Origin of the sequence: Bradyrhizobium vignae (assembly GCF_900324035.1) — a bacterium.
In the GTDB taxonomy this organism is placed as follows: Bacteria; Pseudomonadota; Alphaproteobacteria; order Rhizobiales; family Xanthobacteraceae; genus Bradyrhizobium; species Bradyrhizobium vignae.
In genome coordinates, this window is record NZ_LS398110.1 from 827,046 (window position 1) to 851,118 (window position 24,073).

The window sequence follows — 24,073 nt, forward strand, 5'->3', positions numbered from 1 at the left end:
TGGAGATGGGACCGAAACGGGACGAGATATGGCTGGATTTGGGAATAAGGGCCTTGTGCCGACGCGACGCGCGGCGCTGACGCTGATCGGGGCGGGTGCTCTCGCGATGGGTGGGATCGCCTCGGCGCGTGCGGCGACTGGCGATGACGAGGTGCTGACCGAAGCCAAGGTGCTGCGCGATCCCGACACGCCCGTCGCAGGCAATCCCGGCGGCAACATCACCATCGTCGAATGGTCCGACTACAACTGCCCCTATTGCCGCAAGCTCGAGCCCGAGCTGCGCCAGGTCGTCCAGGATGACGGCAAGGTGCGGCTGGTGATGAAAGACTGGCCGATCCTTGGGCCGGTTTCGGTTACGGCGGCGCGGACCGCGCTGGCGGCGAAATTCCAGGACAAGTACCACCAGGCTCATGATGCCATGATGGGCGTCAGCTCGCGCCTGACCGAACCGCGCATCAATGAGCTGCTCGCGGCCGCCGGGGTCGACATGGACCGGTTGAAGCGCGATCTCACGGGTCACGCCAAGGATATCGACGCCATACTCAAGCGCAACAACGAGCAGGCTGAAGCCTTCGGTTTCCGCGGCACGCCATCCTTCATCGTCGGCAAGTACCGCGTGCCCGGCGTGCTCAGCATGACCGAGTTCGAGCAGGTCATCGCCGACGCCCGCAAGGCCAAGATGAACTGACTCGCGTAGCGTTGATCGTGATCAGCACAAAGGCGCCGCCGCGGAGTTCGCGACGGCGCCTCGTTCATGATACGGCGTCGTTACTTCGACGAGATCCGGACCCAGTCCTTGTGCGCGCGATCGCGCAGCGCGTCCCAATCGGCCTTGGCGACGTCCCAGTTCACGATGGTGCGATTAGTGATCGCGACCTCGCCATTTGCGACTGACGACGTCTGCATTGAGTCATAGACATAGACGCCGCCCGCGAGCAGCAGCGCGCCCAGGATCATTCCGAAAAAAGTCTGCATGGCGAACCTCCGGTGACCGGCAACAACGTCGGCCCGGAGTGATGGTTCCGCGGGCATGCGGCGCATCTAAGGAGAGGTTGTTCATTTGCCATTCAGCCATTGCAGCAGCTCCGCGTTGATCTCGCGCGGATAGGTGTGGCTGAGGTCGTCGATTTCGCGATAGGTGACGTCGGCTCCGGCGGCGGAGAGCGACGCCTGCGTTTGCCGCGCGGTCTGCACCGGAAACATCCAGTCGAGTTTGCCGTGAGTAATGAAGACCGGCAGGCCTTGCAGGCGTGCTGCGTCCGCCATTTCCGCCATCAGCGGATGGAAGGTCGCCGCAACAGGCGCGAGGTGCGTGAAGGGTGAAGCGCCGTCGAGACCGGTGACGTAGCAGAAGGTGCCACCGTCGCTCATGCCGGTCAGAAGCATGCGCGAGGCATCGATGCTCCAGCGGCCGCGCACCGTATCGAGGATGCGCGCGAGGTTCGGCGTGTCGGTGTCATCGCCCATCAGCGCCCAGGTCGGGCCAGTCGCGGTCGGCGCCACCAGGATTGCGCCAAGACTGCGCGCATCGCGGAGCCAGCTCCAGAGAAAGCCGCGTCCGTTGCCGCTGCCGCCATGCAATGCCATCACCAGCGGCATGGCACGCTCGGGCATGTAATATTCGGGCACATAGACCGAGAAGCCGCCGCGGCTGCCGGGCTCATTGTGATCATGGAAGATGCCGGTGCGCTCGCTCGCGCCAACATTCAGTCGCGACAGCAGATCCTGGTTCTCGCGATTGGCGAGGTTGAGAAAGAAGCTGCTCACCGGCGGAAACTGCGCCGCCAGTGGATAGAGCGCCTCCTGCGCGCGAGGGACATGGCGCAGGGCCCGGAAGACGGCGACGAGATCGCCATTGTCACGCTCGACCTCACGGATGCCGGCAAAGGCGGCAAGCGTCTCGTTGCAGGCGCGATCGAGCCGCTCGCGGAGGCCAGCGAACTGCTCCGGCCACGCTCCGATCGCGGTGTGTGCGGCCTGCAGCGCCTCGTCCGGTGTGCCGATTGCGTTCATCACGGAGGCGAAGGCCGGCGGGTGCAAATGCCGCTGGAAGAAGCCGAGCGCTTCCAGCGCATTGAGCAGCGGCGGCAGCACGGCCACGATGTCGTCCACCACGGCCTCGGTCATCGCCCGCTTCCTCGAGCCTTGGGATCAGTGCAGCTTCGGCGCCTTCAGGAGCTTGAAGCGATCGGTCGAGGTCACTGTGACGTCGAAGGTGACGCCTTCATGGTGCACGGTCAGCGGCACGTCGATGCCGGCGGGGCCGAGCGCCCACATCTTCTTGTAAAAATCGATCTGGCTCGTGACCTTGTCGCCGTCCACGGCGAGGATGACATCGCCGGTCTTGAGCTCGGCGCGGGCGGCCGGGCCGTTGCCGGAGATCCCGATCACCACCACGCGGTTGTCGATCTCGGTCGAGAAGAGCCCGAGCCAGGGCCGCGCCGGCTTGTTGACGCGGCCGAATTTGCGCAAGTCCTCCAGGATCGGCTTCAAGAGGTCGATCGGCACGTTCATATTGACGTGCTCGGCCTTGCCTTCCCGTTCGCGCTCGAGCTGGAGCGAGCCGATGCCGATCAACTCGCCGCGTTCGTTGAGCAGCGCCGTGCCGCCCCAGTTCGGATGTGCGGGACAGGTGAAAATGGCCTCATCCAGCAGATACTCCCAGTAGCCGGCGAATTCCTGCTTGGCCACGATCTGACTCGCGACGGAGCGCGTGCGGCCGCCGGCGCCGCCCACCACGACGCGGTCGCCGATCCGGGTTGCCGCCGACGAGCCCAGCGGCAGCGGCGCGACGTCGAGCCGGCCGAGCGCCTGCACCAGCCCGAACCCGGTCTCGGAATCGAAGCCGAGCGCATGGCCCTCCACCACGCGCCCGTCGGCGCGGTGCAGCCAGAGCGTTTCTGCCTCGGTGATGAGATAGCCTATCGTCAGCACAAGCCCATCGTCGATCACGACGCCGTTGCCGGCCCGTTCGGTGCCCAGCGTCTCGGCGCTGAAGGCATCCGGCGGGATCAGGGCGTGCAGGCCGACGACGGAGCCGAGCGCGCGGTCGAGATCGAAACCGTAGTCGCTCGCCCGCGGCTGGTTCGCCGGCGGCACTCTCCATTCGGTCAGAGTGCTCATGGAGTTCTCCTGGCTGAGAGCGTCACTCCGGCGGGTTAGCGGAACGACGCGCGAAGCACGCGTAATTTAAGCTGGAGCAGGCCGTCTTGAAAGCCTCGTTCCCAATATTCGTGAGAACGCCGGGTGAAATCTTTGAAAGGCACGGAAACACCCCTTTCACTGGGCGCCGTGCGATCCGGCATCGGCCGCATGGCTGCTGTCCGGCGGGATGCTAGGCGCCGCACAGCGAAGCTGCTAACCATTGCCGCTTCGTTTGACCTTGGGATCACGGACGACAACATGGACAACCGCAGCGACATCTGGCGTGGCATCGACACGATCAAGGCACGTTTCATCGACCTCAGCGACAGGGTCTGGGGCATGCCGGAGGTCTGCTACACCGAGTCACGATCGGCCGCCGAGCATCTCGCCGAGCTGCGCCATCAGGGCTTCCGCGTCACCGAGAACGTCGCCGGCATCCCGACCGCGTTGATGGGCGAGTGGGGCGAGGGCGGTCCGGTCATCGCCTTCATGGGTGAGTACGATGCGCTCCCGGGTCTCAGCCAGGAGGCGGGTGTCGCCGAGCATCGCCCGGTCGAGACCGGCGGCCATGGCCATGGCTGCGGTCACAATCTGCTCGGTTCCGCCGCACTGCTCGCCGCGACCGCGGTGAAGGACTGGCTGGCAGAGAACAAGGTGCCCGGCCGCGTGCGCTATTATGGCTGCCCGGCTGAGGAGGGCGGCGCGGCAAAGGCCTTCATGGTGCGCTCCGGCGCGTTCGCGGACGCCGACATCGCCATCACCTGGCATCCGCACAGTTTCTGGGAAGTCGCGGTGACGCCGTCGCTCGCCAACACGCGCGCGGATTTCATCTTCACCGGCCGCACCTCACACGCGGCGGCCTCGCCGCATCTCGGCCGCTCGGCGCTCGACGCGGTGGAGTTGATGAATGTCGGCGTGAACTACATGCGCGAGCACATGCCGAGCGACGCGCGCGTGCACTACGCCTTGCTCGACACCGGCGGCATCGCGCCCAACGTGGTGCAGGCCCATGCGCGGGTGCGCTACTCGATCCGCGCCCGCGATCTTCCCGGCATGAACGAACTGGTCGAGCGCGTCTCCAAGATTGCGCAGGGCGCCGCGTTGATGACCGAGACCAAAGTCGAGATGAAGATCATCTCCGCTGTCTCCAACATCCTGCCGAACGCGCCGCTGGAACAGGCGCTGCACCAAGTGATGGAAGAACTCGGACCGCCGCATTTCGACGATGCGGACAAGAGCTTTGCCAGCCAGATCCGTGCAACCCTGAGCGACAAGGACATCGCGTCGGTCTATTACGCGATCGGCATGGAGCCGACCGATCGGCCGCTGGCCGACTTCCTGGTGCCGCTCGATGCCAAGCGCAACCCGCTCGTAGGTTCGACCGATGTCGGCGACGTGAGCTGGGTGGTGCCGACGGTGCAGGTGCACGCACCCACGGTTGCGATCGGCACGCCCTTCCACACTTGGCAGGTGGTGGCGCAGGGAAAGAGCCCGCATGCCCACAAGGCCATGGTGCAGGCGGCCAAGGCGATGGCCGGCCTCGGCATCAAGGCGTTGACGGAACCGACGCTGATCAAGGCCGCCAAGGCGGACCTTCAGAAGCGGACGGCCAAGACGCCTTACGTCTGTCCGCTGCCGGATCACGTCGCGCCGCCGCTCGACATGTCCGTGGCGTAGAATTCCGCCTCGATACTTCGTCTGATCCGGCGAACAAATTTTCCGCAGTGCAGCGCGCAAATCCAGCAGATTTTCATGCTGGATTGCCGAACGGATGGGCTGCGGAACGCAATTTTGCTCAATGGAAAGCCAGAAGACCGTTTGCATACACACGGTCCCTGTTGACGTGCACCCCATTCGGTGTGCCATCTACCGCCAGCCAAAACCGGCGGTCGCCTCTTGCGGCCGCCTGCATCCATACCGGAACCAGACGGGGGACAACCATGCTGGATAAAGAACTGCGTTCGATGATCGGCCAGGTGAAGGACGGGCGGATGGATCGCCGCGGCTTCATCAAGCACATGGCCGCCGTTGGTCTCACCGCTCCCCTGGCCAACCAGATCCTCGCGCTCGGCGGCGTCGCCATGGCCGAGGGCGCCTCGACGTACAAGCCGACCAAGCGCGGCGGTGGTGGTGCGCTGAAGCTGTTGTGGTGGCAGGGCCCGACCTTGCTCAACCCGCATTTCGCTACCGGCACCAAGGATCAGGACGGCTCGCGCCTGTTCTATGAACCGCTCGCCTGCTGGGATCCGGACGGCAACATGAAGCTGGTGCTGGCGGCGGAGATCCCGTCGATCCAGAACGGCCTGCTCGCAGCTGACGGCAAGTCGGTGACGTGGAAGCTGAAGCCCGGCGTGAAATGGCACGACGGCAAGCCGTTCACCGCCGATGACGTCGTCTTCACCTGGGAATACATCATCGATCCCGCGACCGCCGCCATTACCGTGGCGACCTATCGTGACATCACCGTTGAGAAAGTAGACGACCTGACGGTTCGCATCACTTTCAAGAAGCCGACGCCGTTCTGGGCGGACGCCTTCGTTGGCGCTCCCAACACCATCATCCCCAAGCATCTGTTCGCCGACTACAAGGGATCCAAATCGCGGGAGGCACCGGCCAACCTATCGCCGGTCGGAACCGGCCCCTACAAGTTCGTCGAATTCAAGCCCGGTGATCTCGTCCGTGGCCAGCTCAATCCCGATTACCACATGCCGAACCGGCCCTATTTCGACACGGTCGAGATGAAGGGCGGTGGTGACGCCGTCTCGGCCGCGCGCGCCGTGATCCAGACCGGCGAGTACGATTTCGGCTGGAACATCCAGGTCGAGGACGACGTCCTCCTGCGCCTGGAGAAGGGCGGCAAGGGCAAGACCATCTATGCCGTCGGCGGCGATACCGAGTTCATCGCGCTCAACTTCACCGACCCCAACACCGAGGTCGACGGCGAGAAGTCGTCGATGAAGACCAAGCATCCGCTGTTCTCGGACCCTGCCGTGCGCAAGGCGCTGTCGCTGCTGGTCGATCGCGAGTCGGTGAAGAAGGCGATCTACGGCCGTGCCGGCCGCACCACGGCCAATTTCCTCAACGGCCCGGAAAAGTTCGTCTCCAAGAACACCTCGTGGGAATTCAGCATCGAGAAGGCTTCGAAGATCCTGGACGATGCCGGCTGGAAGCCGGGCGCGGACGGAATTCGCGAGAAGGACGGCAAGAAGCTGAAGCTGCTCTACCAGACCTCGATCAACGGCCCGCGCCAGAAGACGCAGGCGATCGTCAAGCAGGCCTGTCAGAAGGCCGGCATCGACGTCGAATTGAAGTCGGTCGTGGCCTCGGTGTTCTTCTCGTCGGACGTCGCCAATCCCGACACCTACGCGAAATTCTATGCGGACATCGAGATGTTCCAGATCCCGCTGAGCCAACCCGATCCGTCGCAGCACATGCGCCGCTTCCTGTCGACCAACGTCGCCACCAAGGAGAACAAGTGGCAAGGCACGAACTTCCCGCGCTGGGTCAACAAGGACTACGATGCGGCGATCGAAGCCGCTGAAAGCGAGATGGATCCGCTCAAGCGGGCAGCGCACTACATCAAGGCCAACGACCTCATGTATCAGGACACCGTGTTCATCCCGGTGCAGCATCGGCTCAAGGTGGAAGCGGCGGCCAACAATTTGCGCCCCATCATCAGCGGCTGGGCTAACGAAACCGACAATCTGCACGATTGGTACCGCGAGGAATGATCCCCAGCTCTAGACGGGGCCTTCCCTCATGAGTCAATACGTCCTGCGTCGCCTGCTGATTGCGATTCCGAGCCTGCTCGGAATTTCGGTCGTGCTGTTCGTCGTGCTTGCGCTCGCCCCCGGCGATCCGTTCTCCGAACTGGCGACCAATCCGAACGTACCGCCCGAAGTGCAGGCCGCGCTTCGGGCCAAGTTCGGCCTCGACGATCCGATCTACCTTCGTTACCTGCACTGGCTCAACGCCATGCTGCACGGCGACTGGGGTTTCTCCTTCGTCAGCCGGATGGACGTCGACACGCTGATCCTGCAGCGCCTGCCGGCCACGCTCTACGTGATCGGCTCGGCGCAGATCCTGGCGCTCCTGATTGCGATCCCGGTGGGCGTCTATGCTGCGACCAAGCCGTATTCGCTGTTCGACCAGATTGCCAACACGCTCGCCTTCGTCGGTTTTTCGCTGCCGACCTTCTTCACCGGCATCCTGTTCATCCTGATCTTCTCGGTTACGCTGGATTGGCTGCCGTTCGTCTATACCACCGACATCAAGGCGACCGGCATCCGCTGGGTGCTTGAGATGATTCGTCAGGCGATCATGCCGGTGGCGGTGCTCGGCCTGTTCCAGGCGGCGTCGATGACGCGCTTCGTGCGCTCGGCGATGCTCGACGTCATCAGGCTCGACTACGTCACCACAGCCCGGGCCAAGGGCCTCGGCCAGGCCAAGGTCATCGTCAAGCACGTGATGCGCAACGCCATGATCCCGGTCGTGACGCTCATTGCGTTGCAGATGCCCGCGGTGTTCGGCGGCGCCATCGTCACCGAGCAGATCTTCCGCATTCCCGGCATCGGCTCGCTGCTGATCTCCTCCATCCTTTCCAACGACACGCCGGTGGTGATGGCCGTCACCTTCGTCTTCGCGTGCCTCGTGGTGCTGTTCAACCTCATCGCGGACGTCCTTTATGGCTGGCTTGACCCTCGCATCTCCCTCCGCTGAGCGGGGCGTCTACTCGCCCTGGCGCGAGACGTGGCGGCGTTACAGCCGCCACCGGCTCGCCGTGATCAGCGCCTTCCTGCTCCTGATCCTGGTGCTGGCGGTGGTGGTCGGCCCGTTCATCTGGCGCATCAAGATCAACGAGATCGACATCGTCGCCGGCCTGCAGGGGCCATCGCTCGCGCATCCCTTCGGCACCGACGATCTCGGCCAGGACATTCTGGCGCGCATGATCTATGGCGGCCGGATCTCGCTCGCGGTCGGGCTCGCCGCGATGCTGGTCTCGGTTTTCATCGGCACGCTGATCGGCGCGCTTGCCGGCATGTCGCGCGGCGCCCTCGGGCACGGATTGATGTGGCTCACGGACCTGTTCCTCTCGCTGCCGCAGCTGCCGCTGCTCCTGCTGCTGATCTATCTCTTCCGTGACGGGCTGAAGCAGGTGTTCGGCCCGGAGGGCGGCATCTTCATCCTGATCGTGCTCGTGATCGGGGGCCTGCGCTGGATGCCGGTGGCGCGGCTCGTGCGCGCCCAGTTCCTGTCGATCCGCGAGAAGGAGTTCGTCGAGGCGGCCCGCGCGCTCGGCGCCAGTCCGGTGCGGCAGGTGGTGCGGCACATCCTGCCCAATGCGGTCGGCCCCGTGATCATTGCCGGCACCATCGACGTCGCCGCCGCCATCATCGCGGAATCGACGCTGTCCTTCCTCGGCCTCGGCTTCCCGCCGGACACCCCGACCTGGGGACGGCTGCTGTATGACGCCAAGGACTTTCTCGACATTGGCCCGCACTGGGCGCTGTTTCCGGGCGGCGCGATCTTCATTGCGGTGGTCGCCATCAACTTCATCGGCGACGGCCTGCGTGACGCGCTCGATGCGCGACGGGTGATCTGATGGCGCCGCTGCTCGAGATCAAGGGCCTGAAAACCCACTTCTCCACCGACGACGGCATCCTCCAGGCCGTCGACGGCGTCGACATCTCCATCAACAAGGGCGAGACGCTCTGCGTCGTCGGCGAGTCCGGCTGCGGCAAGACCGTCACCGCGATGTCGATCCTGAAGCTGATCGCGATGCCTCCGGGCCGCATCGCGGCCGGCCAGATCATCTTCGAGGGCCGCGATCTCGTGCCGCTGACGAGCAATCAGCTCGACGAGATCAGGGCCAAGGAGATCGGCTTCATCTTCCAGGAGCCGATGACCTCGCTCAATCCGGTGCTCACGATCGGCGAGCAGATCGCCGAGAGCCTGCGCCGGCATGAAGCGGTGACCAAGAAGCAGGCGCTCGAACGCACCATCGAGATGCTGAAGCTGGTGCAGATCCCCAATGCCGAAGGCCGCGTGCACAATTATCCGCACCAGTTCTCCGGCGGCATGCGCCAGCGCGTCATGATCGCTATGGCGCTCGCCTGCAAGCCGAAGCTGATCATCGCCGACGAGCCGACCACCGCGCTCGACGTCACCATCCAGGCGCAGATCCTCGACCTCTTGCAGGACATGAAGGAGCGCTTCGGCATGGCGGTGATGCTGATTACCCATGCCATGGGCGTCGTCGCCGAGACCGCGCAGCGCGTCGTCGTGATGTATGCCGGCAAGGTCGTGGAGGAAGCGCCCGTCGATGATCTCTTCGGCGATCCCCGCCATCCCTATACGCAAGGCCTGATCCGCTCGATCCCGCGCATCGACCTCGACAGCGAACACAAGACGCGGCTGGAGGCGATCGGCGGCTCGGTGCCGATCCTGATCAATCCGCCGGTCGGCTGCCGCTTCGCGCCGCGCTGCAAGTTCGCCATGAACGTCTGCACCGAAAGGGAGCCGCTGCTGCGCGAGGTCTCGCCCGGCCATCGCATGGCCTGCCACTTGGGAGATACAAGCGTGGGAGCCGCGTCATGAGCGAACCGTTGCTCCGCGTCAGCGGCCTGAAGAAACATTTTCCCGTGCTCGGCGGCCTGCTGTCGCGCCAGGTCGGCACGGTCTATGCGGTCGACGGCGTGTCGTTCTCGGTCAACCGCGGCGAGACGCTTGGTCTCGTCGGCGAATCCGGTTGCGGCAAGTCGACAACCGGACGCTGCGTGCTGCGCCTGATCGAGCCGACCGACGGCGAGGTCATCTTCGACGGCCAGAACGTGCGCAAGCTCGGCGGCAACGATCTGCGCGCGATGCGGCGGAACATGCAGCTGGTGTTCCAGGATCCGTTCGCCTCGCTCAATCCGCGCATGACGGTCGGCGCCATCCTCGGCGAGGCCTTCACCATCCATAATCTCGCCGCCTCCCCGAAAGAGCGCGAGGAGCGCGTCGCGGCCCTCCTGGTCAAGGTCGGACTCAAGGCCGAGCACATGCGGCGCTATCCGCACGAGTTCTCTGGTGGCCAGCGCCAGCGCATCGTGATCGCGCGGGCCCTTGCGGTCGAGCCGAAGCTGATCGTCTGCGACGAGCCGGTCTCCGCGCTCGACGTGTCGATCCAGGCGCAGGTGATCAACCTCCTGGAGGATCTCCAGGCCGAGCTGAACCTCACCTATCTCTTCGTCGCGCACGACCTCTCTGTCGTCGAGCACATCTCCGACCGCGTCGCGGTGATGTATCTCGGCCGCATCGTCGAGCTCGCCAAGGCCAGCGATCTCTACCGCAATCCGCAGCATCCCTACACCAGGGCACTGCTGTCGGCGGTGCCGGTGCCCGATCCCAAGCTCAAGCGCGAGCGCATCCGCCTCAAGGGCGACGTGCCGAGCCCGATGAAGCCGCCGTCGGGCTGTCACTTCCACACCCGCTGTCCGATCGCCCAGCCGCGCTGCGCCGAGAGCGCGCCGGCGCTGAAGGAGGGGGCGGGAGGGCACTTCGTGGCGTGCCATCTCGCCTGACGTGTACGAAGCATTCAGCCGTGAGGCAGGCCGCGCTCCGAGAGAGCCAGCCTGAAGGCCTCCACCGACGTGTGGTGATGCGCGAACAGGCCCGCCTCTCGCGCGCCCGCGACGTTGGCCGCGAGATCGTCGACGAACAGGACGGTCTCCGGCCTCACATTGAGCTCCGCCAGGCAGAGGCGATAGCAGCGCGGGTCCGGCTTTGCAGCCTTGAACTGGGCCGAGGTGTAGATTCGGGAGCCGAACAGCGGACGCAAGTCCGGCAGCAGTCTGTCGATGTGGTCCGCGACCAGAGTGGTATTGTTGGTCAGCACGGCAATGTCGACGCTTTTGCGTAAGCTGTCGGCAATCTCCAGCATCGCGGAATTGGGCTGCATGGAACGGCGCCGTGCCTCGACCCAGTCCTCCAGGGATAAGGGGCAGCCGATGCGTTCGCCGAAGCCGCGCAGATAGTCCGCAGCATCGAGAGCGCCGCAATCGCCGAGCGACTCGAACCCGGATTCCCATATCGCCTTGTGGACGAACTCGCTCGTGACCCCTGCGAGCTCCGCGAGATACGCCACTCGCTTGCTCCTATCGTAGCGACAGAGGACGTTATCCATGTCGAACAGGACGAGCTTGACAGCATCAACCACAGCAACACTCTTGGCCCGGCCGGATATGGCCGCTACGAGCATAGACTGGAAGCGTACGATGCTGCCTGACAGCGGGTCAATGGTGGGCTCCGAAGGCGCCGTTCGCGAGGTTTGCGGATGGCGTCCAACGTGGGGCCGCAGTCACTCTTCGAGCGTGAAGCCTACGCGCAGGGTTACTTGATAGTGGCCGACAGTGCCGTTCTCGATGTGGCCACGAGTCTGCACCACCTCGAACCACCTCATCTCGCGAACGGACTTCGACGCGCGGCTGATGGCGTTCTTGATCGCGTCGTCGATCGAGGTTTCGGACGATCCGACCAGGTCCAGGATCTTGTAGACGTGATCATGCTCGGCTGCGGGCATCATGGCCTCCCTCGGTTGCGCTGCGCCACGCGTCGATGCGTGTGCTCCCATTTGAACGAGCGCGGGGGCGGTCCGGTTCCGTCCTGCGCGATGGCCCGCATGCGCAGCCGAGGTGGAGCGGCCAACGTCGCCGCTGGTGACCTTGTTGCGACTAGGTGAAACTCCGATCGTGAGCAAAGCGCCGGGAGCCCACTCGAACGGGCGGTGAGCGCAGCCACCGTCACACCATCTTTCGAACGCGACCATCGCTATCCCATCGATCTTGCTGCGAGGAAGTACGCCCCTCAGGACCATGACGTCCGTGAATCCAAGACGCTCAATCCCAGAGTTGGGTTCGGAGAGGTGGCGGATGCTGACGAGACGGCCACCGAAGACAATTGGGCTCAGAGTATCGAGACCGACACGCCCCTCGAGATCAGCGGCTCTCTTGATTGGATCGACTTTCGGGTCGATCGCTCGAAAGAAGCGGGGATCGGAAGTCCGCAATCCAGCCCATAGACCGTGGCGGGCCAGCCAATTGAAAGAGCAGCCACGAAGATGGCTGATCGCATGCCGCGAGGACGACCGAACTGCATCGCCTCCAGCTCGCAACCCTACGGATCCAGCTCCGTATCCCAGTACAGATAGTCCAGCCAGCTGTCGTGCAGATAATTCGGCGGGAAGAGACGGCCGTTGCGATGGAGCTGGTGCACGGTGGGCGCGAACGCGGTCTGGCGCGGAAACATTTTTGCCTGCGCCGGCGTGAGGTTGCCCTTGCGCAAATTACACGGCGAGCACGCCGCGACCACGTTCTCCCAGGTGGTCTGGCCGCCTTTGCTGCGCGGGATGATGTGATCGAAGGTGAGGTCTTCGGGCGAGCCGCAATATTGGCAGGCGAAACGATCGCGCAGGAAGACGTTGAATCGGGTGAAGGCGGGATGGGTGGTCGGCTTGACGAAGGATTTGAGCGAAACCACGCTCGGCAATTGCATTTCTAACGTCGGACTTCGAACCGCCTGATCGTAATGGGCCACGATGTTGACGCGGTCGAGGAACACCGCCTTGATCGCGTCCTGCCACGACCACAACGACAGTGGGTAGTAACTGAGCGGCCGGAAGTCCGCATTCAGCACCAACACCGGCCAACTGCCTTGCGAGACATGTGCGTTCAAGTAACGCTCCCGGCCTCCAATGTACGCTGCGAAGCAGCATGTATTGACATACTACATGCAGCGTGACGGGATTGTGAAGCCCGTTGAGCGACTTATTCAAGCGCAAGCAATGCGGCCGCGGGGTGGCAAAAGTGCTCAAAAAGCCGCGATTCCGGAGGCGTGCGGAACCGCCCGCCCCAGCAGGGGCTCGCCTTGCCGCGGCGGCTACTCCCGTACCCGCTCCAGCTTCTGCAGGCACCGCGTCGTTCGCACCGTGGCCGGCATCTCCTCGTCCGGAAAGCTGGTTTCCCAGTTGGTGACGCCGACCTCGCCGACATAGATGTCGCCCCTCGAGTCCAGTGCGATCCCATGCGGCGCGAGGAACTTGCCGCTGGCAACACCCGGGCCCTCCTCGCCGCCAAGCCGCGCGATGCGATTTCCCTTGGCGTCCACGATCGACAGCCGCGGGCCGAGATTGGGCACATTGCGGTTGATGGCAAGGCCCGGGCCGAGTTCGCCAATCACGAAGGTCGGGCTCTCGGCCCCGCCACAGCAGCACAGCGCGCAGGGGCGATGCAGGTTGTTCCATTGCGTCTCGTATTTGCCCTCGCCATTGAAGACCTGGACGCGGTGGTTCTCGCGATCGGCGACATAGACCCAGCCGTCGGCATCTGTGGCGATATTGTGCACGATGTTGAACTGGCCCGGGTCGGTGCCCGGCTCACCCCAGCTCTTGATCAGCTTGCCGTCGGGCGTGAACTTGTGCACGCGCGCATTGCCATAGCCGTCGGAGACGTAGATCTCGCCCTGCGGCGACAGCGCGGTGTGAGTGCAGCGGTGGAACGGCTCGCCGCTCATGAACGGCGCCGGCTTTGCGGGGATGCCGAGCGTCAGCAGCACCTTGCCGTCGGTGGTGCATTTGCGCACAGTGTGGTCGCCGTCGTCGGTGCAATAGAGGTTGTCATCGGCGTCGATATGCAGCCCGTGCGCGCGGGAGAACAGGCCTTCGCCAAAACTGCGGAGGAAATTGCCCTCGCGGTCCAGCACGACCATCGGATGGGCGCCGCGATTGAAGACGTAGATCTGGTCCTTGCTGTCAACCGCGACCGAGGCGACATCGGTGAGTTGCCAGCCGTCCGGTAGCTTTGCGAAGTTTTCGACGACGCGGTAGCGGTGCTCGCCGCTGCCGAGAATGGCTGGCATGTGTATCTTCCCTCATTCCCTCTCGGGGCTGCGATGCAGTCTCCACGTTGTCATTGCGAGCGCAGCGAAGCAATCCAGAATCCCTCCGCGAAGACAACCTGGATTTGCTTCGCTGCGCTCGCAATGACGATGTTGCTCAAGCTGTGCTCATAGTCACAGCGCCTGGCAACTATGGCCGCCCCGTTTGCAACCTCAACGCTGTTCGTTCGCGTGCCCTCAACTCCGGTTTGCCCAATAAGGATCACGCAGCTTGCGCTTGAAGATCTTTCCGGTCGCCTCACGGGGCAGCGCGTCCAGGAATTGGACCTCCTTCGGCACCTTGAAATTGGCCAATCGCTCGCGCAGAAAAGCCTGCACGCCCGCGGCCGTGAGCTGCGCACCGGGCTCCGGCTCGATGCAGGCGCACAGCCGCTCGCCAAATTCGGCGTCGGGAATGCCGAACACGGCGCAGTCGCGCACCCCTTGCATTGCGATCAGCACGTTCTCGATCTCGGCGGGATAGATGTTGACGCCGCCCGAGATCACCATGTCGCGCTTGCGGTCGCACAGGAACAGATAGCCGTCTTCGTCGAGATAGCCGACGTCGCCGACGCTGACCAGGCCGTCGCGTCCGGCTTCGGCGCGGGCCTGCGCCTTGCCGTGATAGTCGAAGTCCGGCACCGCCGTTTGGCGCATGTAGATCTCGCCGACCTCATTGACGTCGCAAAGGCTGCCGTCATCGCGAAAAATCTTGACGATGCCGCCTTCGATGGCGCGGCCCACCGTGCCGGGCTTCCTCAGCGCCTCCTCGGCCGAGTGCCACACCGGGATGCCGGTCTCGGTCGAGCCGAAATATTCGTTGATGACCGGTCCCCACCAATCGATCATGGCGCGCTTGACCTCGGGCGGGCAGGGCGCGGCGCCATGCACGACGAAGCGCAGCGACGACAGGTCGTAGTGCTGCCTGACGGCCTCGGACAGGCGCAACAGGCGGACGAACATGGTCGGCACCATGTGGATATGCGTCACCCGGTGGCGCTCGATCAGCGCCAGCAACTCCTCGGCGTCGAACCGCGCCTGCAGCACGATGGTGCAGCCGTTGCGGAAGGCCATCATGCCGTAGGAATGCGGCGCGGAGTGATACATTGGCCCGTTGATCAGCACGACCTGGTCCTCGCGCGGCTTGATGCCGTAGGCGATCGCGCCGACGCGCTCGGAGGCGGCCGCCTGTTCCGGCTGCATCGGCATGCGCCGCACGCCCTTCGGCATGCCCGTGGTCCCCGACGTGTAGATCATCGCCGCGGCACGGCGCGGCGGCTCCTGCATTTCCGGATGACTGTTGCGCCAGCGGTCCCAATCGGTCAGTCCGGCCGGGACCTCGGTCAGCTCATGGGGAATGGCGAAGGTCGTCGCCAGCTCGGGCGGCGTCGCGACGACGAGCAGGCGGACATCTTCCGGAATGCCGCCACGAATTTGCGGCAGCAGGTCGGCGTGGCAGACCAGGATCTTCGCAGCGCTATCCGTCAGGATATAGCGGACCTCCCCGGCTTTCAGGTGCCAGTTGATCGGCACCACGGGGCTGCCGAGCGCGGCCGAGGCCGCGACCACCTCGAACAGGGCGAAATCGTTGCGCAGCATCATGGCGACTGGCGCGCCTTCGGCAAGGCCGAGGGTGCGCAGCCCGCTTGCCGCGCGTCTGATGCGCGCCTGGATCTCGTCGTAGCCGATCTGGCGCTCACCGCTGATGATCATTGTGTGTCCTCGAGTCTAGCGATCGTCCAGCACGTCACCGAACCCCACCCAGCTCTTGCCGTTGAAGCGCCGGAGCTGAAGCTGCTGGAACGGCAGATAGTCGTCGGAGCCGGTCGAAACTGCCATGCCCGGCAGCAGCAGCGGCAGCTTCACCTCCTTCAGCGAGGCCGCCTGGCGCATGATGTTGTCGCGGCTGAAATCATCCTTGCACGCCTTCAGCACGGTCATCAGCAGTGTCGCATAGTGGTAGCCGGCTGCGTAGTTGGAATTGGAGAGATCCGCGTTCGGCATGTAGTGCTTCATGAAGGCGAAATATTCCTTCACACCGGGATCGTTGGCCCATTGCGGGTCCATCGTGTCCTTCTGGTTGCTCGACGAGATCAGGCCGACGGCGTTGTCGAGCCCGGCGGGCTCCAGGAACGAGATCGACGAGGCCGAGGTCGGCACGAAGAACAGCTCGGGCTTCCAGCCGATCTCGGCCACGCCCTTGATCATCTGCGAGGTGAACTTGCCGAGCACGACGCCGAACAGCACGTCGGCGCCCGACGCCTTCAGGGTCGAGAGCTGCGAGCTGATCGTCGGCGCGCTGGTCTCATAGGTCTGCTCCGCAACGATCATGCTGGCGGCCTTGGCGCCGAGCGCGCGTTTGAAGCCCGCGACATAGTCGCGGCCGAAATCATCGTTCTGGGACAGGATGGCGATCTTGGCGTCGGGCTTGGTCCGCAGCACGTGCTTGCCATAGACCACGCCCTCGGACTCGTAGGCGGCCATGCCGGGCATGGTCCACGGATATTTCTGCGGATCGGCCCATTTCGTCGCGCCCGAGAGCACGAACAGCTGCGGGACTTTCTTGCCGTTGAGATAGCGCTGCACGGCGCTGTTGGTGGCGGTGCCGAGCGAGCCGAACATCATCAGCACTTCGTCCTGTTCCACCAGCTTGCGGGTCTGCTCGACTGTTTTTGGCGGCGAGTAGGCATCGTCCAGCGTGATGAACTTGACCTTGCGGCCGTTGATGCCGCCCTCGGCATTGACCTTCTCGAAGAAGGCCTCCTGCGTCCGCCCGATCGCGCCGAAGCCGGAGGCCGGGCCGCTATAGGGCAGGGTTTGTCCGATGCGGATCTCGCCGCTGCCTTCGGCATGGGCGCCGCCGCTGGCGAGCGCCAGCAGGGACAGGCCGATCAATGCGGCTGCCAGCTTCATGATGTCCTCCCTTTTTTTCTTGCCCGGTCCGAGACGTCAGGCGCTCACGCGCATCAGGAAATCCTGACCGGCCTGATCGAATTCACTCTTCATGCGGTCGACGAGCTCCGCGACGGGAGGGACATCGGTGATCTGTCCGATGCCCTGGCCCGATCCCCAGATGTCGCGCCACGCTTTCGATTTCATGTTGCCGCCGGAGCCAAAGTTCATCTTCGATTTGTCGGCGACCGGGAGATTGCCCGGGTCGAGGCCGGCGGCGGCGATCGAAGGGCCGAGATAGTTGCCGTGCACGCCGGTGAACAGGTTGGTGTAGACGATGTCGTGAGCGGCATGCTGCGTCAGCGCCGACTTGTAGGCTTCGTTGGCATTGGCTTCCCTCGTGGCGATGAAGCGCGTGCCCATATAGGCGAGGTCGGCGCCCAGCGTCAGCGCGGAGGCGATGCCAAAGCCGTCGCTGATCGCGCCCGACAGCAGGATCGCGCCGTCGAACCATTGCTTGACCTCGCGGACCAGCGCGAAGGGCGACAGCGTGCCGGCATGTCCGCCGGCACCGGCGCAGACCAGGATCAGGCCGTCGACGCCCTGCTCGGCGGCTTTGCGCGCATGCTTGACGTTGATGACGTCGTGGAACACCAGCCCGCCATAGGAGTGCGCGGCCTCGACGATCTCCGCCGGCGGCCGTAGCGAGGTGATGATGATGGGCGCCTTATGCTTGACGCAGGTCTCCATGTCCTTCATCAGCCGGTCGTTGGAGGTATGACAGATCTGGTTGACGGCGTAGGGCGCGACCTTCTTGCCGGGATTGCGCGATCTGTATTCGCCGAGCTCGTCCTCGATGCGGCTCAGCCATTCGTCGAGCTTCTCGGCCGGACGGGCATTGAGCGCGGGAAAGGACCCGACCACGCCCGCCTTGCACTGGGCGATCACCAGCTCCGGCCCGGAGACGATGAAGAGGGGCGAGCCGACGACGGGCAGCTCGAGCGAATCCTTCAAGAGAGTGGGCAGCGCCATCATGTCCTCCTGAAACGCGGCACCGCCGGCGGGCGGATGACGAGGCGTTTCCATGTTGATTGTCGCGCGGGCGGATTGGCGCCCGTGTTGCGGATTTGAGTCCATTATAAGGTTGGACGGCGCGGCCCGGCCGTTCAATAATGAACGGACCATCATTTAGATATGAACAAGGCTGCCGATGGACTGGGACCTTTGCAAGACCTTCGTTGCGGTCGCCGATACCGGCAGCTTCACCGCCGCCGCCCGCCGGCTGCACACCAGCCATCCCACCGTCAGCCGCAACATCGCGGCGCTGGAAGCCCAGCTCGGCACCCGATTGGTGGCGCGCGCCGCCGACGGCCTGGCGCTGACCGCGGATGGAAGGACGTTGCGCGAGCACGCCGAGGCAATGGCTGCGGCGGCGCTACGGGCCGAGACCGCGGTCGCGGCGAAAGGACACAAGGCGCGCGGTATCGTCAAGCTGTCGATCGGCGCGACGCTGGCCTCTCATTGGCTGATGCCGCGCTTGCCTGCCTTCCTGCGTGCGCACGATCATATCCAGCTCGAGATCATCACCCATCCGTTTCCGGCAAGCGTGCGCCGGCGTGAGGCGGACGTGGTATTGCGGCCCGTCGACAGCGGCGAGGAAAACCTGGTTGGCCGCAAGATCGGCCGTCTCGGCACGGGATTCTATGCCTCCCGCGATTATGCCGCCGGGCGGTCACTGCCTGAACGGCGCGGCGAGTGGAAAGGGCACAGCGTCATCGGTTTCGCCGACCAGGCGTCCAATGCGCAGCTCGCGCGCTGGAGCGACGTCGTCACGCGGCAGGCGAGGGTGGTGATGCGCTGCTCCTCCCAGGGGGACATGCTGGCGGCGGTCCGCGCCGGGATCGGAATCTCGGCACTGTCGTGCTTCGTCGCCGAAGCCTATTCCGATCTCGTGCGCGTCGCCCCGCAGAAGCTCGCCAGCGTCGCGGATCTGTGGCTGCTGGCCCATCCCGACCTCGTCGAGCTCCCGGCGGTGCGCGCCGTGGTCGATTTCGTCGCCGAATGCGCCCGGGCCGACCGCGCGCGGCTGCGGGGCTAGCCCGCCCCCGCGAGCACGCCCTCGCGTTTCTTCACCGCGCGGTAATAGCTCCACCACAGATGCGCCGCCGCGCCGCGCAGTGGACGCCAGGGTTCGGCGAGCGGCGCCATTTGCTTCTCCGTCGGCCGCGCCTTGAGGCCGAGCCCGATCTTGATGCCCTCCTGCACCGCGAGGTCGCCGGCCGGCCAGGCATCGCCGTGGCCGAGGCAGAACAGCAGGTAGACGTCCGCGGTCCACGGCCCGATGCCGGGCAGCGCGATCAGCGTGTGATGCGCGGCATCGGCATCTTCTTCTGCAAGCACGTCCAGGTTCAACCGCTGCGCGGTGATCTCGCGGGCGAGATGCTTGAGGGTCTTGATCTTGGCGGCGGAGAGGCCGAGCCGTCCCAGCCGGTCGGTGCGCGCGCGGCGCACGGCGTCATGGTCGAACGGATCGAACGCCGCCGACAGCCGTCCCCAGATCGCCGCGGCACTCGCGGTCGAGAGCTGCTGCCCGCAGACGATGTGCGCCAGCCCCGTAAAACCCGGCTCGCGCCGCCGCAGCGCCGGCATGCCCGCGATCTCGAGCACGGGTTTAAGGCGCGGATCGCGCTTGATCAGCGCGTGAACGGCGTCTTCGAGATCGGACTGGGTTTCGAGGTGAATGGTCATTCTTATGGGATCATTGTTATGGGACTCGTCATGGCCGGGCTTGACCCGGCCATCCATCTCCTATCGTAACAGAGTCATGGAGGATGGAGTGCCGGGTCAAGCCCGGCAATGACGGATACACCGAGAACTCATGCCACCCGTTTTCCGATTTGCCCCGAGCCCGAACGGCTTCCTGCATCTCGGCCACGCCTATTCTGCGCTGCTCAATTTCGATCGCGCGCGAGAGACCGGCGGGCGGCTGCTGTTGCGGATCGAGGACATCGACGCGACGCGCTGCCGGCCGGAATACGAGACGGCGATCTACGAGGATCTCGCCTGGCTCGGAATTGCCTGGGAGAGGCCGGTGCGCCGGCAGTCCGAACATCCCGCCGATTATCGCGCCGCCCTGGAAAAGCTCTCTGCGCTCGGTCTCGTCTATCCCGCCTTCGAAAGCCGGGCCGAGATCGCAAAGCTTGTGGCCGCGCGCGAGGCCGATGGGCCATGGCCGCGCGATCCGGACGGCGCACCGCTTTATCCGGGCGACGCCAAATCACTGTCGGCTGACGAGCGCTCGCAGCTGATCGCCTCGGGCGCGCCTTACGCGCTGCGTCTCGACATGGCGGCCGCCTGCCGCGGCGCCGCCGGCCTGAGTTGGAACGAGCTCGGCGAGGGGCCCGATGGCGAGCGCGGCAGCGTCCCGGCGCGGCCCGAGGTGTGGGGCGACGTGATCCTGGCCCGCAAGGAGACGCCGACCAGCTATCATCTGTCGGTGATCGTCGACGACGCACTCCAGGGCGTCAGTGAGATCGTGCGGGGCCAGGACCTGTTTCATGCCACATCGGTGCACCGTTTGTTACAGGTCCTGCTCGGCCTGCCCGAACCCACCTATCGCCATCACCGGTTGATTCGCGACGAGGCAGGCCGGAAGTTGTCGAAGTCGAGCCGCTCGACCGGTCTGCGCGCCTTGCGTGCGGCCGGCATCGCGCCTGCCCGTGTCCGCCAGCTGGTGGGATTAGATTAAGTTTCTCTGGGGGTTAGCTAAACGTCGCCGTGACTCCGGGGGTTCCTCCATGCCATGCTTGGCCAGTGCGGGGTTCGAAGAGGGTACTTCGAAGGGGATTCATGGCGGCGAAAATGCGTCCAGCGCGCACAACGCGGACGTCCAGGCGGCTGCCTCGGAAGCCCGGGGCGGCCGCCCGGTTGCGCAAGCGCAGCACCAAGGCGGTCGGGCCGGACGTGGTCCAGGCGGCGCTGGCCGCCTTTGCTCATGAGGTCCGCACCCCCCTGACTGGTATTCTGGCGATCAGCGACCTGCTCGCGACCTCCGATCTCGGCGAACGGGAGCGGCGCTGGGCCGATACGATCAAGGCCGGTGCCGAGCATCTGGCGAGCCTCGCCACGCTGTTCGTGGATGCCGCCAAAACGGGCAAGGGGGCGGGAAAGGGCGGCGGCGCGCTGCGGCAGGACCTGTTCGACCTCAGGACGCTTGCCCGCAGCGCCGGCGATTCGCTGGCCGGCCGCGCCGCGGCCAAAGGTCTCCGGGCCGAGGTCGGGATCTCCGAAAAGCTCCCTGGACTTGTGGTCGGTGATCCCGTCCGCCTGCGCGCCGCGCTCGAGAACCTGATCGACAATGCCGTGAAATTCACCGACCAGGGCGGCGTGGCGCTCGCAGTCGAGCCGTGGCGTCCGGCCAAAGGTCAAGCGAAGGGCAAGGGCAGGGTCGGCGTCGCCTTTGCGGTCTCCGACAGCGGCATCGGCCTCACCATGGCCGAGATCAAGCGGCTGTTCCGTCCGTTCACCCAGGCCAATGTCACCATCGCCTCACGCTTCGGCGGTGCCGGCCTGGGGCTCTCCTCGGTCAAGCAATTGGCCCGCGCGATGGGCGGCGATATCACCGTGGCACCGCGCCGCGGCGGCGGCGCCACCTTCACGTTGACGGTGTCGCTGGATGCTGCGGGGTCAGGCAAGACTCGCAAGGCGAAGGACGGCAGCGAGCCCGAAGCGGTCGCCGCCCTTCGCGTGCTCAGCGTCGAGGACAATCCATTCGGCCGCGTCGTGCTCAACACCATCCTGACCGAGCTTGGCCATCATGCCGAGTTCATCGGGCGCGGCGAGGATGCGGTCGGCCGGCTGGAGCAGGGCGCGTTCGACGCGGTGCTGATGGACATGGTCCTGCCGGGCATCGACGGCATCGAGGCCATCAAGCGGATTCGCGCGCTGCCGACGCCGCTGGCTCAGATTCCGATCATCGGCGTGTCCGGCCGCGGCGAGGACGAGGCAGCCTCGCGCCAGGCCGGTGCCGATGCCTTCCTAGTCAAGCCTGTGTCTCCGCGGGCTTTAGCGACTGCGCTGCTTGAAGCGACACGCCGTGAGGAAGCCGCGACTTGATGATCGCAGCGTTGAGTTCGCCGCCGTAAACGAAGATCGCGGCGATGAAATACAGGAACACCAGCGCGATGATCACCGAGGCGAGGCCCGCATACATCGTGACGTAGTTGTTGGCGAAGCGCGCCAGATACTGTCCGAAGACGACGCCGGAAACCAGCGACGCCACCACTGTGAAGATGATGCCCGGCACGATCTGGAGGAAGCTGCGCCGTCCCGCCGGCAGCCAGGCGTGCAGGATGAACAGCGCCACCACCAGCGCGCTGATGGTGATGCCGTAGCGTAGCCAGGTGAGAATGCTTTCGTTCGATTCGACGAACAGGGGAATGTGGCGCCGCGCGGCCTCGATGATCAGCGGACCGAGCACGATCAGGAATGCCATGGCGAGGGCCGTGAAGGCCGCAATCAGCGTATAGGCGATCGATTCCAGCCGCAGCCAATACCAGCGCCGCATCTCCACCACTGCATAGGCGCGGTTGAGCGCGACCCGGAGCGCCTCGACGCCGTTGGAGGCGAAATAGACCGACAGCGCCGCGCCGATGGTCAGGATGCCGGTGCGCGTGGTGGTCAGCACGTCATGCACCTCTCCGGAGATCGAATCGGCGACCTGCTTGGGCCAGACCTGAAGCATCAAGCCGGCGGCTTGGTCGGCGAGTTCCTTGGAGCCGAAGAAGCCGGCGAGCGAGGTCAGCACGATCAGGAACGGGAATAGCGCCATCAGCGTCGACAGCGCGATGTGGCTAGCGATCGCCCAACCATCATCGGCGAGAAACGTGTAGAACGCGTCCATCACCACGACGTAGATGTAGCGGATCGCTTTCACCGCTTGCTCCAGCTTCGCCTCTCCCCGCGCGCGAGGAGGGGCCGACGCAAGCCGAGCGATGCGCAGCATCGTTCGGCGGCGGGTGAGGGGGACTCTCCGCGGGGACGAAGAGAGAGGGACGCGCGGAGAATCCCCCTCACCCGGAATCCGCGCTGCGCGCGCATTCCGGCCTCTTCCCGCACGCGGGGAGAGGCGAAGAGAACGGGGCGCTCGCGCAAATCGGAAATCATCGAACCAGCTTCTGATATTATTGGCTCAAAAGCCAGATCGCGAACGCCATGGCGGACCGGCGCACACGGTGTTATCTACCCCCAATGGCATCTCTCCTCAGTACTTTCATCCTGCCGGCGGCAGCGGGCGCCGTGGCGCTGGTGCTGCTGCTCGGACTCGTCAACATGATGCGCGGTGGTTCGCCCAACACCTCGCAGAAGCTGATGCGCTGGCGCGTGCTGCTTCAGTTCGTGGCGATCATCATCGCGATGCTCGCGGTCTGGGCGATGGGGCGATAGGGCATGATCCGAAACCCGAAGGGCCGCGTTTGCGAAAAGTGCGAAGCGGTTTCCGACAAGGTCATGCCCTAAACCAAGGAGACCAGCATGGTGGTGCTGAACCGCATCTACACGAAGACCGGTGACGACGGCACGACGGCGCTCGGAACCGGCGAGCGGCGTCCGAAATACGATCTGCGCATCGAGGCCTATGGCACCGTCGACGAGACCAATGCGGCCATCGGCGTGGTCAGGCTTCACACGCGGGACATGCCCCAGTTCGATGCGATGCTTGGCCGCATCCAGAATGATCTGTTCGATCTCGGCGCGGATCTCGCCGTGCCCGAACGGGAGGGCAAAGCCGAGCGGCTGCGGGTAGTGGTGGGTCAGGTCGAGCGGCTCGAGCGCGACATTGACGCGCTCAACGACAAGCTCGCGCCGCTGACCTCCTTCGTGCTTCCCGGCGGCACGCCGGCCGCTGCCTATCTGCATGTGGCGCGCACGATATGCCGCAGGGCGGAACGCGTGATCGTGGAACTGGCGGCTCGGCCTGGCGAGCCGGTCAGCGCGGCTGGCATCCAATATATGAACCGCCTGTCCGACTTCCTGTTCGTGGCCAGCCGGGCCGTTAATGGCAATGGCGCCGGCGATGTGCTCTGGGTTCCGGGCCAGAACCGCTGACCCATCGCGGTCCGCAATTCAG

At 65.0% G+C, this 24,073-nt stretch carries 25 protein-coding genes; 13 read left to right on the top strand and 12 right to left on the bottom strand.

What is annotated here, in order from left to right:
• Positions 1-28 precede the first annotated feature (28 nt).
• The gene (locus BRAD3257_RS03985; RefSeq protein WP_162500097.1) at positions 29-688 is read left to right on the top strand and encodes a DsbA family protein; all 660 of its coding nucleotides are present in this window, start codon (positions 29-31) and stop codon (positions 686-688) included.
• A gap of 80 nt (positions 689-768) precedes the next feature.
• Here BRAD3257_RS03985 and BRAD3257_RS03990 read toward each other — a convergent pair whose 3' ends face one another.
• The 3 genes from BRAD3257_RS03990 to BRAD3257_RS04000 form a co-directional block, all read right to left on the bottom strand.
• A complete protein-coding gene (locus BRAD3257_RS03990) occupies positions 769-975 on the bottom strand; it encodes a hypothetical protein (RefSeq protein WP_027573305.1) in 207 nt (68 codons plus the stop codon).
• 81 nt (positions 976-1,056) lie between these two features.
• Positions 1,057-2,127: a carboxylesterase family protein gene (locus tag BRAD3257_RS03995; RefSeq protein ID WP_122400758.1), complete on the bottom strand. Its 1,071-nt coding sequence runs from the start codon at positions 2,125-2,127 to the stop codon at positions 1,057-1,059.
• A gap of 24 nt (positions 2,128-2,151) precedes the next feature.
• The gene (locus BRAD3257_RS04000) at positions 2,152-3,123 is read right to left on the bottom strand and encodes a S1C family serine protease (RefSeq protein WP_122400759.1); all 972 of its coding nucleotides are present in this window, start codon (positions 3,121-3,123) and stop codon (positions 2,152-2,154) included.
• 279 nt (positions 3,124-3,402) lie between these two features.
• Between BRAD3257_RS04000 and BRAD3257_RS04005 the strand changes: the two genes are divergently transcribed.
• From BRAD3257_RS04005 to BRAD3257_RS04030, 6 genes are all read left to right on the top strand, one after another.
• Positions 3,403-4,821 (top strand): M20 family metallopeptidase, encoded by a 1,419-nt coding sequence (locus BRAD3257_RS04005; RefSeq protein ID WP_162500098.1) that lies wholly within the window; start codon positions 3,403-3,405, stop codon positions 4,819-4,821.
• Positions 4,822-5,084: 263 nt separating this feature from the next.
• A complete protein-coding gene (locus BRAD3257_RS04010) occupies positions 5,085-6,875 on the top strand; it encodes a peptide ABC transporter substrate-binding protein (protein ID WP_122400761.1) in 1,791 nt (596 codons plus the stop codon).
• A gap of 28 nt (positions 6,876-6,903) precedes the next feature.
• Positions 6,904-7,863 carry an ABC transporter permease gene (locus BRAD3257_RS04015; protein ID WP_122400762.1) on the top strand — a complete coding sequence of 320 codons (960 nt, stop codon included), beginning with the start codon at positions 6,904-6,906 and terminating at the stop codon, positions 7,861-7,863.
• Positions 7,829-8,746 carry an ABC transporter permease gene (locus BRAD3257_RS04020; protein WP_122400763.1) on the top strand — a complete coding sequence of 306 codons (918 nt, stop codon included), beginning with the start codon at positions 7,829-7,831 and terminating at the stop codon, positions 8,744-8,746. Before BRAD3257_RS04015 ends, BRAD3257_RS04020 begins: the two co-directional genes overlap by 35 nt.
• The gene (locus BRAD3257_RS04025) at positions 8,746-9,741 is read left to right on the top strand and encodes an ABC transporter ATP-binding protein (protein WP_122400764.1); all 996 of its coding nucleotides are present in this window, start codon (positions 8,746-8,748) and stop codon (positions 9,739-9,741) included. Before BRAD3257_RS04020 ends, BRAD3257_RS04025 begins: the two co-directional genes overlap by 1 nt.
• Positions 9,738-10,706, top strand: a complete 969-nt coding sequence (locus BRAD3257_RS04030; protein ID WP_122400765.1) for an ABC transporter ATP-binding protein — start codon at positions 9,738-9,740, stop codon at positions 10,704-10,706. Before BRAD3257_RS04025 ends, BRAD3257_RS04030 begins: the two co-directional genes overlap by 4 nt.
• Before the next feature lie 14 nt (positions 10,707-10,720).
• On the opposite strand, the gene BRAD3257_RS04035 is transcribed toward BRAD3257_RS04030, so the two are convergent.
• Complete coding sequence (locus tag BRAD3257_RS04035) at positions 10,721-11,368, bottom strand: HAD family hydrolase (protein WP_162500539.1); 648 nt, start codon at positions 11,366-11,368, stop codon at positions 10,721-10,723.
• Between the two features lie 114 nt (positions 11,369-11,482).
• Complete coding sequence (locus BRAD3257_RS04040) at positions 11,483-11,704, bottom strand: dodecin (RefSeq protein WP_122406360.1); 222 nt, start codon at positions 11,702-11,704, stop codon at positions 11,483-11,485.
• Positions 11,705-11,908: 204 nt separating this feature from the next.
• Between BRAD3257_RS04040 and BRAD3257_RS39590 the strand changes: the two genes are divergently transcribed.
• Positions 11,909-12,202 carry a hypothetical protein gene (locus tag BRAD3257_RS39590; RefSeq protein ID WP_160118748.1) on the top strand — a complete coding sequence of 98 codons (294 nt, stop codon included), beginning with the start codon at positions 11,909-11,911 and terminating at the stop codon, positions 12,200-12,202.
• 95 nt (positions 12,203-12,297) lie between these two features.
• On the opposite strand, the gene BRAD3257_RS04050 is transcribed toward BRAD3257_RS39590, so the two are convergent.
• The 5 genes from BRAD3257_RS04050 to BRAD3257_RS04070 all read right to left on the bottom strand — a co-directional run bounded on the left by BRAD3257_RS04050 (position 12,298) and on the right by BRAD3257_RS04070 (position 17,979).
• Complete coding sequence (locus BRAD3257_RS04050) at positions 12,298-12,855, bottom strand: HNH endonuclease (RefSeq protein ID WP_025033554.1); 558 nt, start codon at positions 12,853-12,855, stop codon at positions 12,298-12,300.
• A 204-nt stretch (positions 12,856-13,059) separates the two neighbouring features.
• Positions 13,060-14,037: a peptidyl-alpha-hydroxyglycine alpha-amidating lyase family protein gene (locus BRAD3257_RS04055; protein WP_122400767.1), complete on the bottom strand. Its 978-nt coding sequence runs from the start codon at positions 14,035-14,037 to the stop codon at positions 13,060-13,062.
• Positions 14,038-14,253: 216 nt separating this feature from the next.
• Positions 14,254-15,768 carry an acyl-CoA synthetase gene (locus BRAD3257_RS04060; RefSeq protein ID WP_122400768.1) on the bottom strand — a complete coding sequence of 505 codons (1,515 nt, stop codon included), beginning with the start codon at positions 15,766-15,768 and terminating at the stop codon, positions 14,254-14,256.
• A 15-nt stretch (positions 15,769-15,783) separates the two neighbouring features.
• On the bottom strand, positions 15,784-16,968 hold the full coding sequence (locus BRAD3257_RS04065) for an ABC transporter substrate-binding protein (protein WP_122400769.1): 1,185 nt from the start codon (positions 16,966-16,968) through the stop codon (positions 15,784-15,786).
• A gap of 36 nt (positions 16,969-17,004) precedes the next feature.
• Complete coding sequence (locus BRAD3257_RS04070; RefSeq protein ID WP_122406361.1) at positions 17,005-17,979, bottom strand: NAD(P)H-dependent flavin oxidoreductase; 975 nt, start codon at positions 17,977-17,979, stop codon at positions 17,005-17,007.
• Positions 17,980-18,157: 178 nt separating this feature from the next.
• On the opposite strand from BRAD3257_RS04070, the gene BRAD3257_RS04075 reads away from it, so the two are divergent.
• The gene (locus BRAD3257_RS04075; RefSeq protein ID WP_122400770.1) at positions 18,158-19,045 is read left to right on the top strand and encodes a LysR family transcriptional regulator; all 888 of its coding nucleotides are present in this window, start codon (positions 18,158-18,160) and stop codon (positions 19,043-19,045) included.
• Here the strand turns inward: BRAD3257_RS04075 and BRAD3257_RS04080 are convergent.
• Complete coding sequence (locus BRAD3257_RS04080) at positions 19,042-19,695, bottom strand: DNA-3-methyladenine glycosylase family protein (RefSeq protein WP_122400771.1); 654 nt, start codon at positions 19,693-19,695, stop codon at positions 19,042-19,044. The two genes, BRAD3257_RS04075 and BRAD3257_RS04080, sit on opposite strands and share 4 nt — an antisense overlap.
• A 130-nt stretch (positions 19,696-19,825) precedes the next feature.
• Between BRAD3257_RS04080 and gluQRS the strand changes: the two genes are divergently transcribed.
• Both gluQRS and BRAD3257_RS04090 read left to right on the top strand, forming a co-directional pair.
• Positions 19,826-20,695: a tRNA glutamyl-Q(34) synthetase GluQRS gene (gene gluQRS / locus BRAD3257_RS04085; protein ID WP_122400772.1), complete on the top strand. Its 870-nt coding sequence runs from the start codon at positions 19,826-19,828 to the stop codon at positions 20,693-20,695.
• Positions 20,696-20,796: 101 nt separating this feature from the next.
• Complete coding sequence (locus tag BRAD3257_RS04090) at positions 20,797-22,062, top strand: ATP-binding protein (protein WP_122400773.1); 1,266 nt, start codon at positions 20,797-20,799, stop codon at positions 22,060-22,062.
• Here BRAD3257_RS04090 and BRAD3257_RS04095 read toward each other — a convergent pair.
• Positions 21,989-22,882 (bottom strand): YihY/virulence factor BrkB family protein, encoded by an 894-nt coding sequence (locus BRAD3257_RS04095; RefSeq protein WP_122406362.1) that lies wholly within the window; start codon positions 22,880-22,882, stop codon positions 21,989-21,991. The genes BRAD3257_RS04090 and BRAD3257_RS04095 overlap by 74 nt on opposite strands.
• Positions 22,883-23,196: 314 nt before the next feature.
• On the opposite strand from BRAD3257_RS04095, the gene BRAD3257_RS04100 reads away from it, so the two are divergent.
• Positions 23,197-23,391 carry a twin transmembrane helix small protein gene (locus tag BRAD3257_RS04100; RefSeq protein ID WP_035711572.1) on the top strand — a complete coding sequence of 65 codons (195 nt, stop codon included), beginning with the start codon at positions 23,197-23,199 and terminating at the stop codon, positions 23,389-23,391.
• Between the two features lie 87 nt (positions 23,392-23,478).
• The gene (locus tag BRAD3257_RS04105; protein ID WP_122400774.1) at positions 23,479-24,051 is read left to right on the top strand and encodes a cob(I)yrinic acid a,c-diamide adenosyltransferase; all 573 of its coding nucleotides are present in this window, start codon (positions 23,479-23,481) and stop codon (positions 24,049-24,051) included.
• Positions 24,052-24,073: the final 22 nt, after the last annotated feature.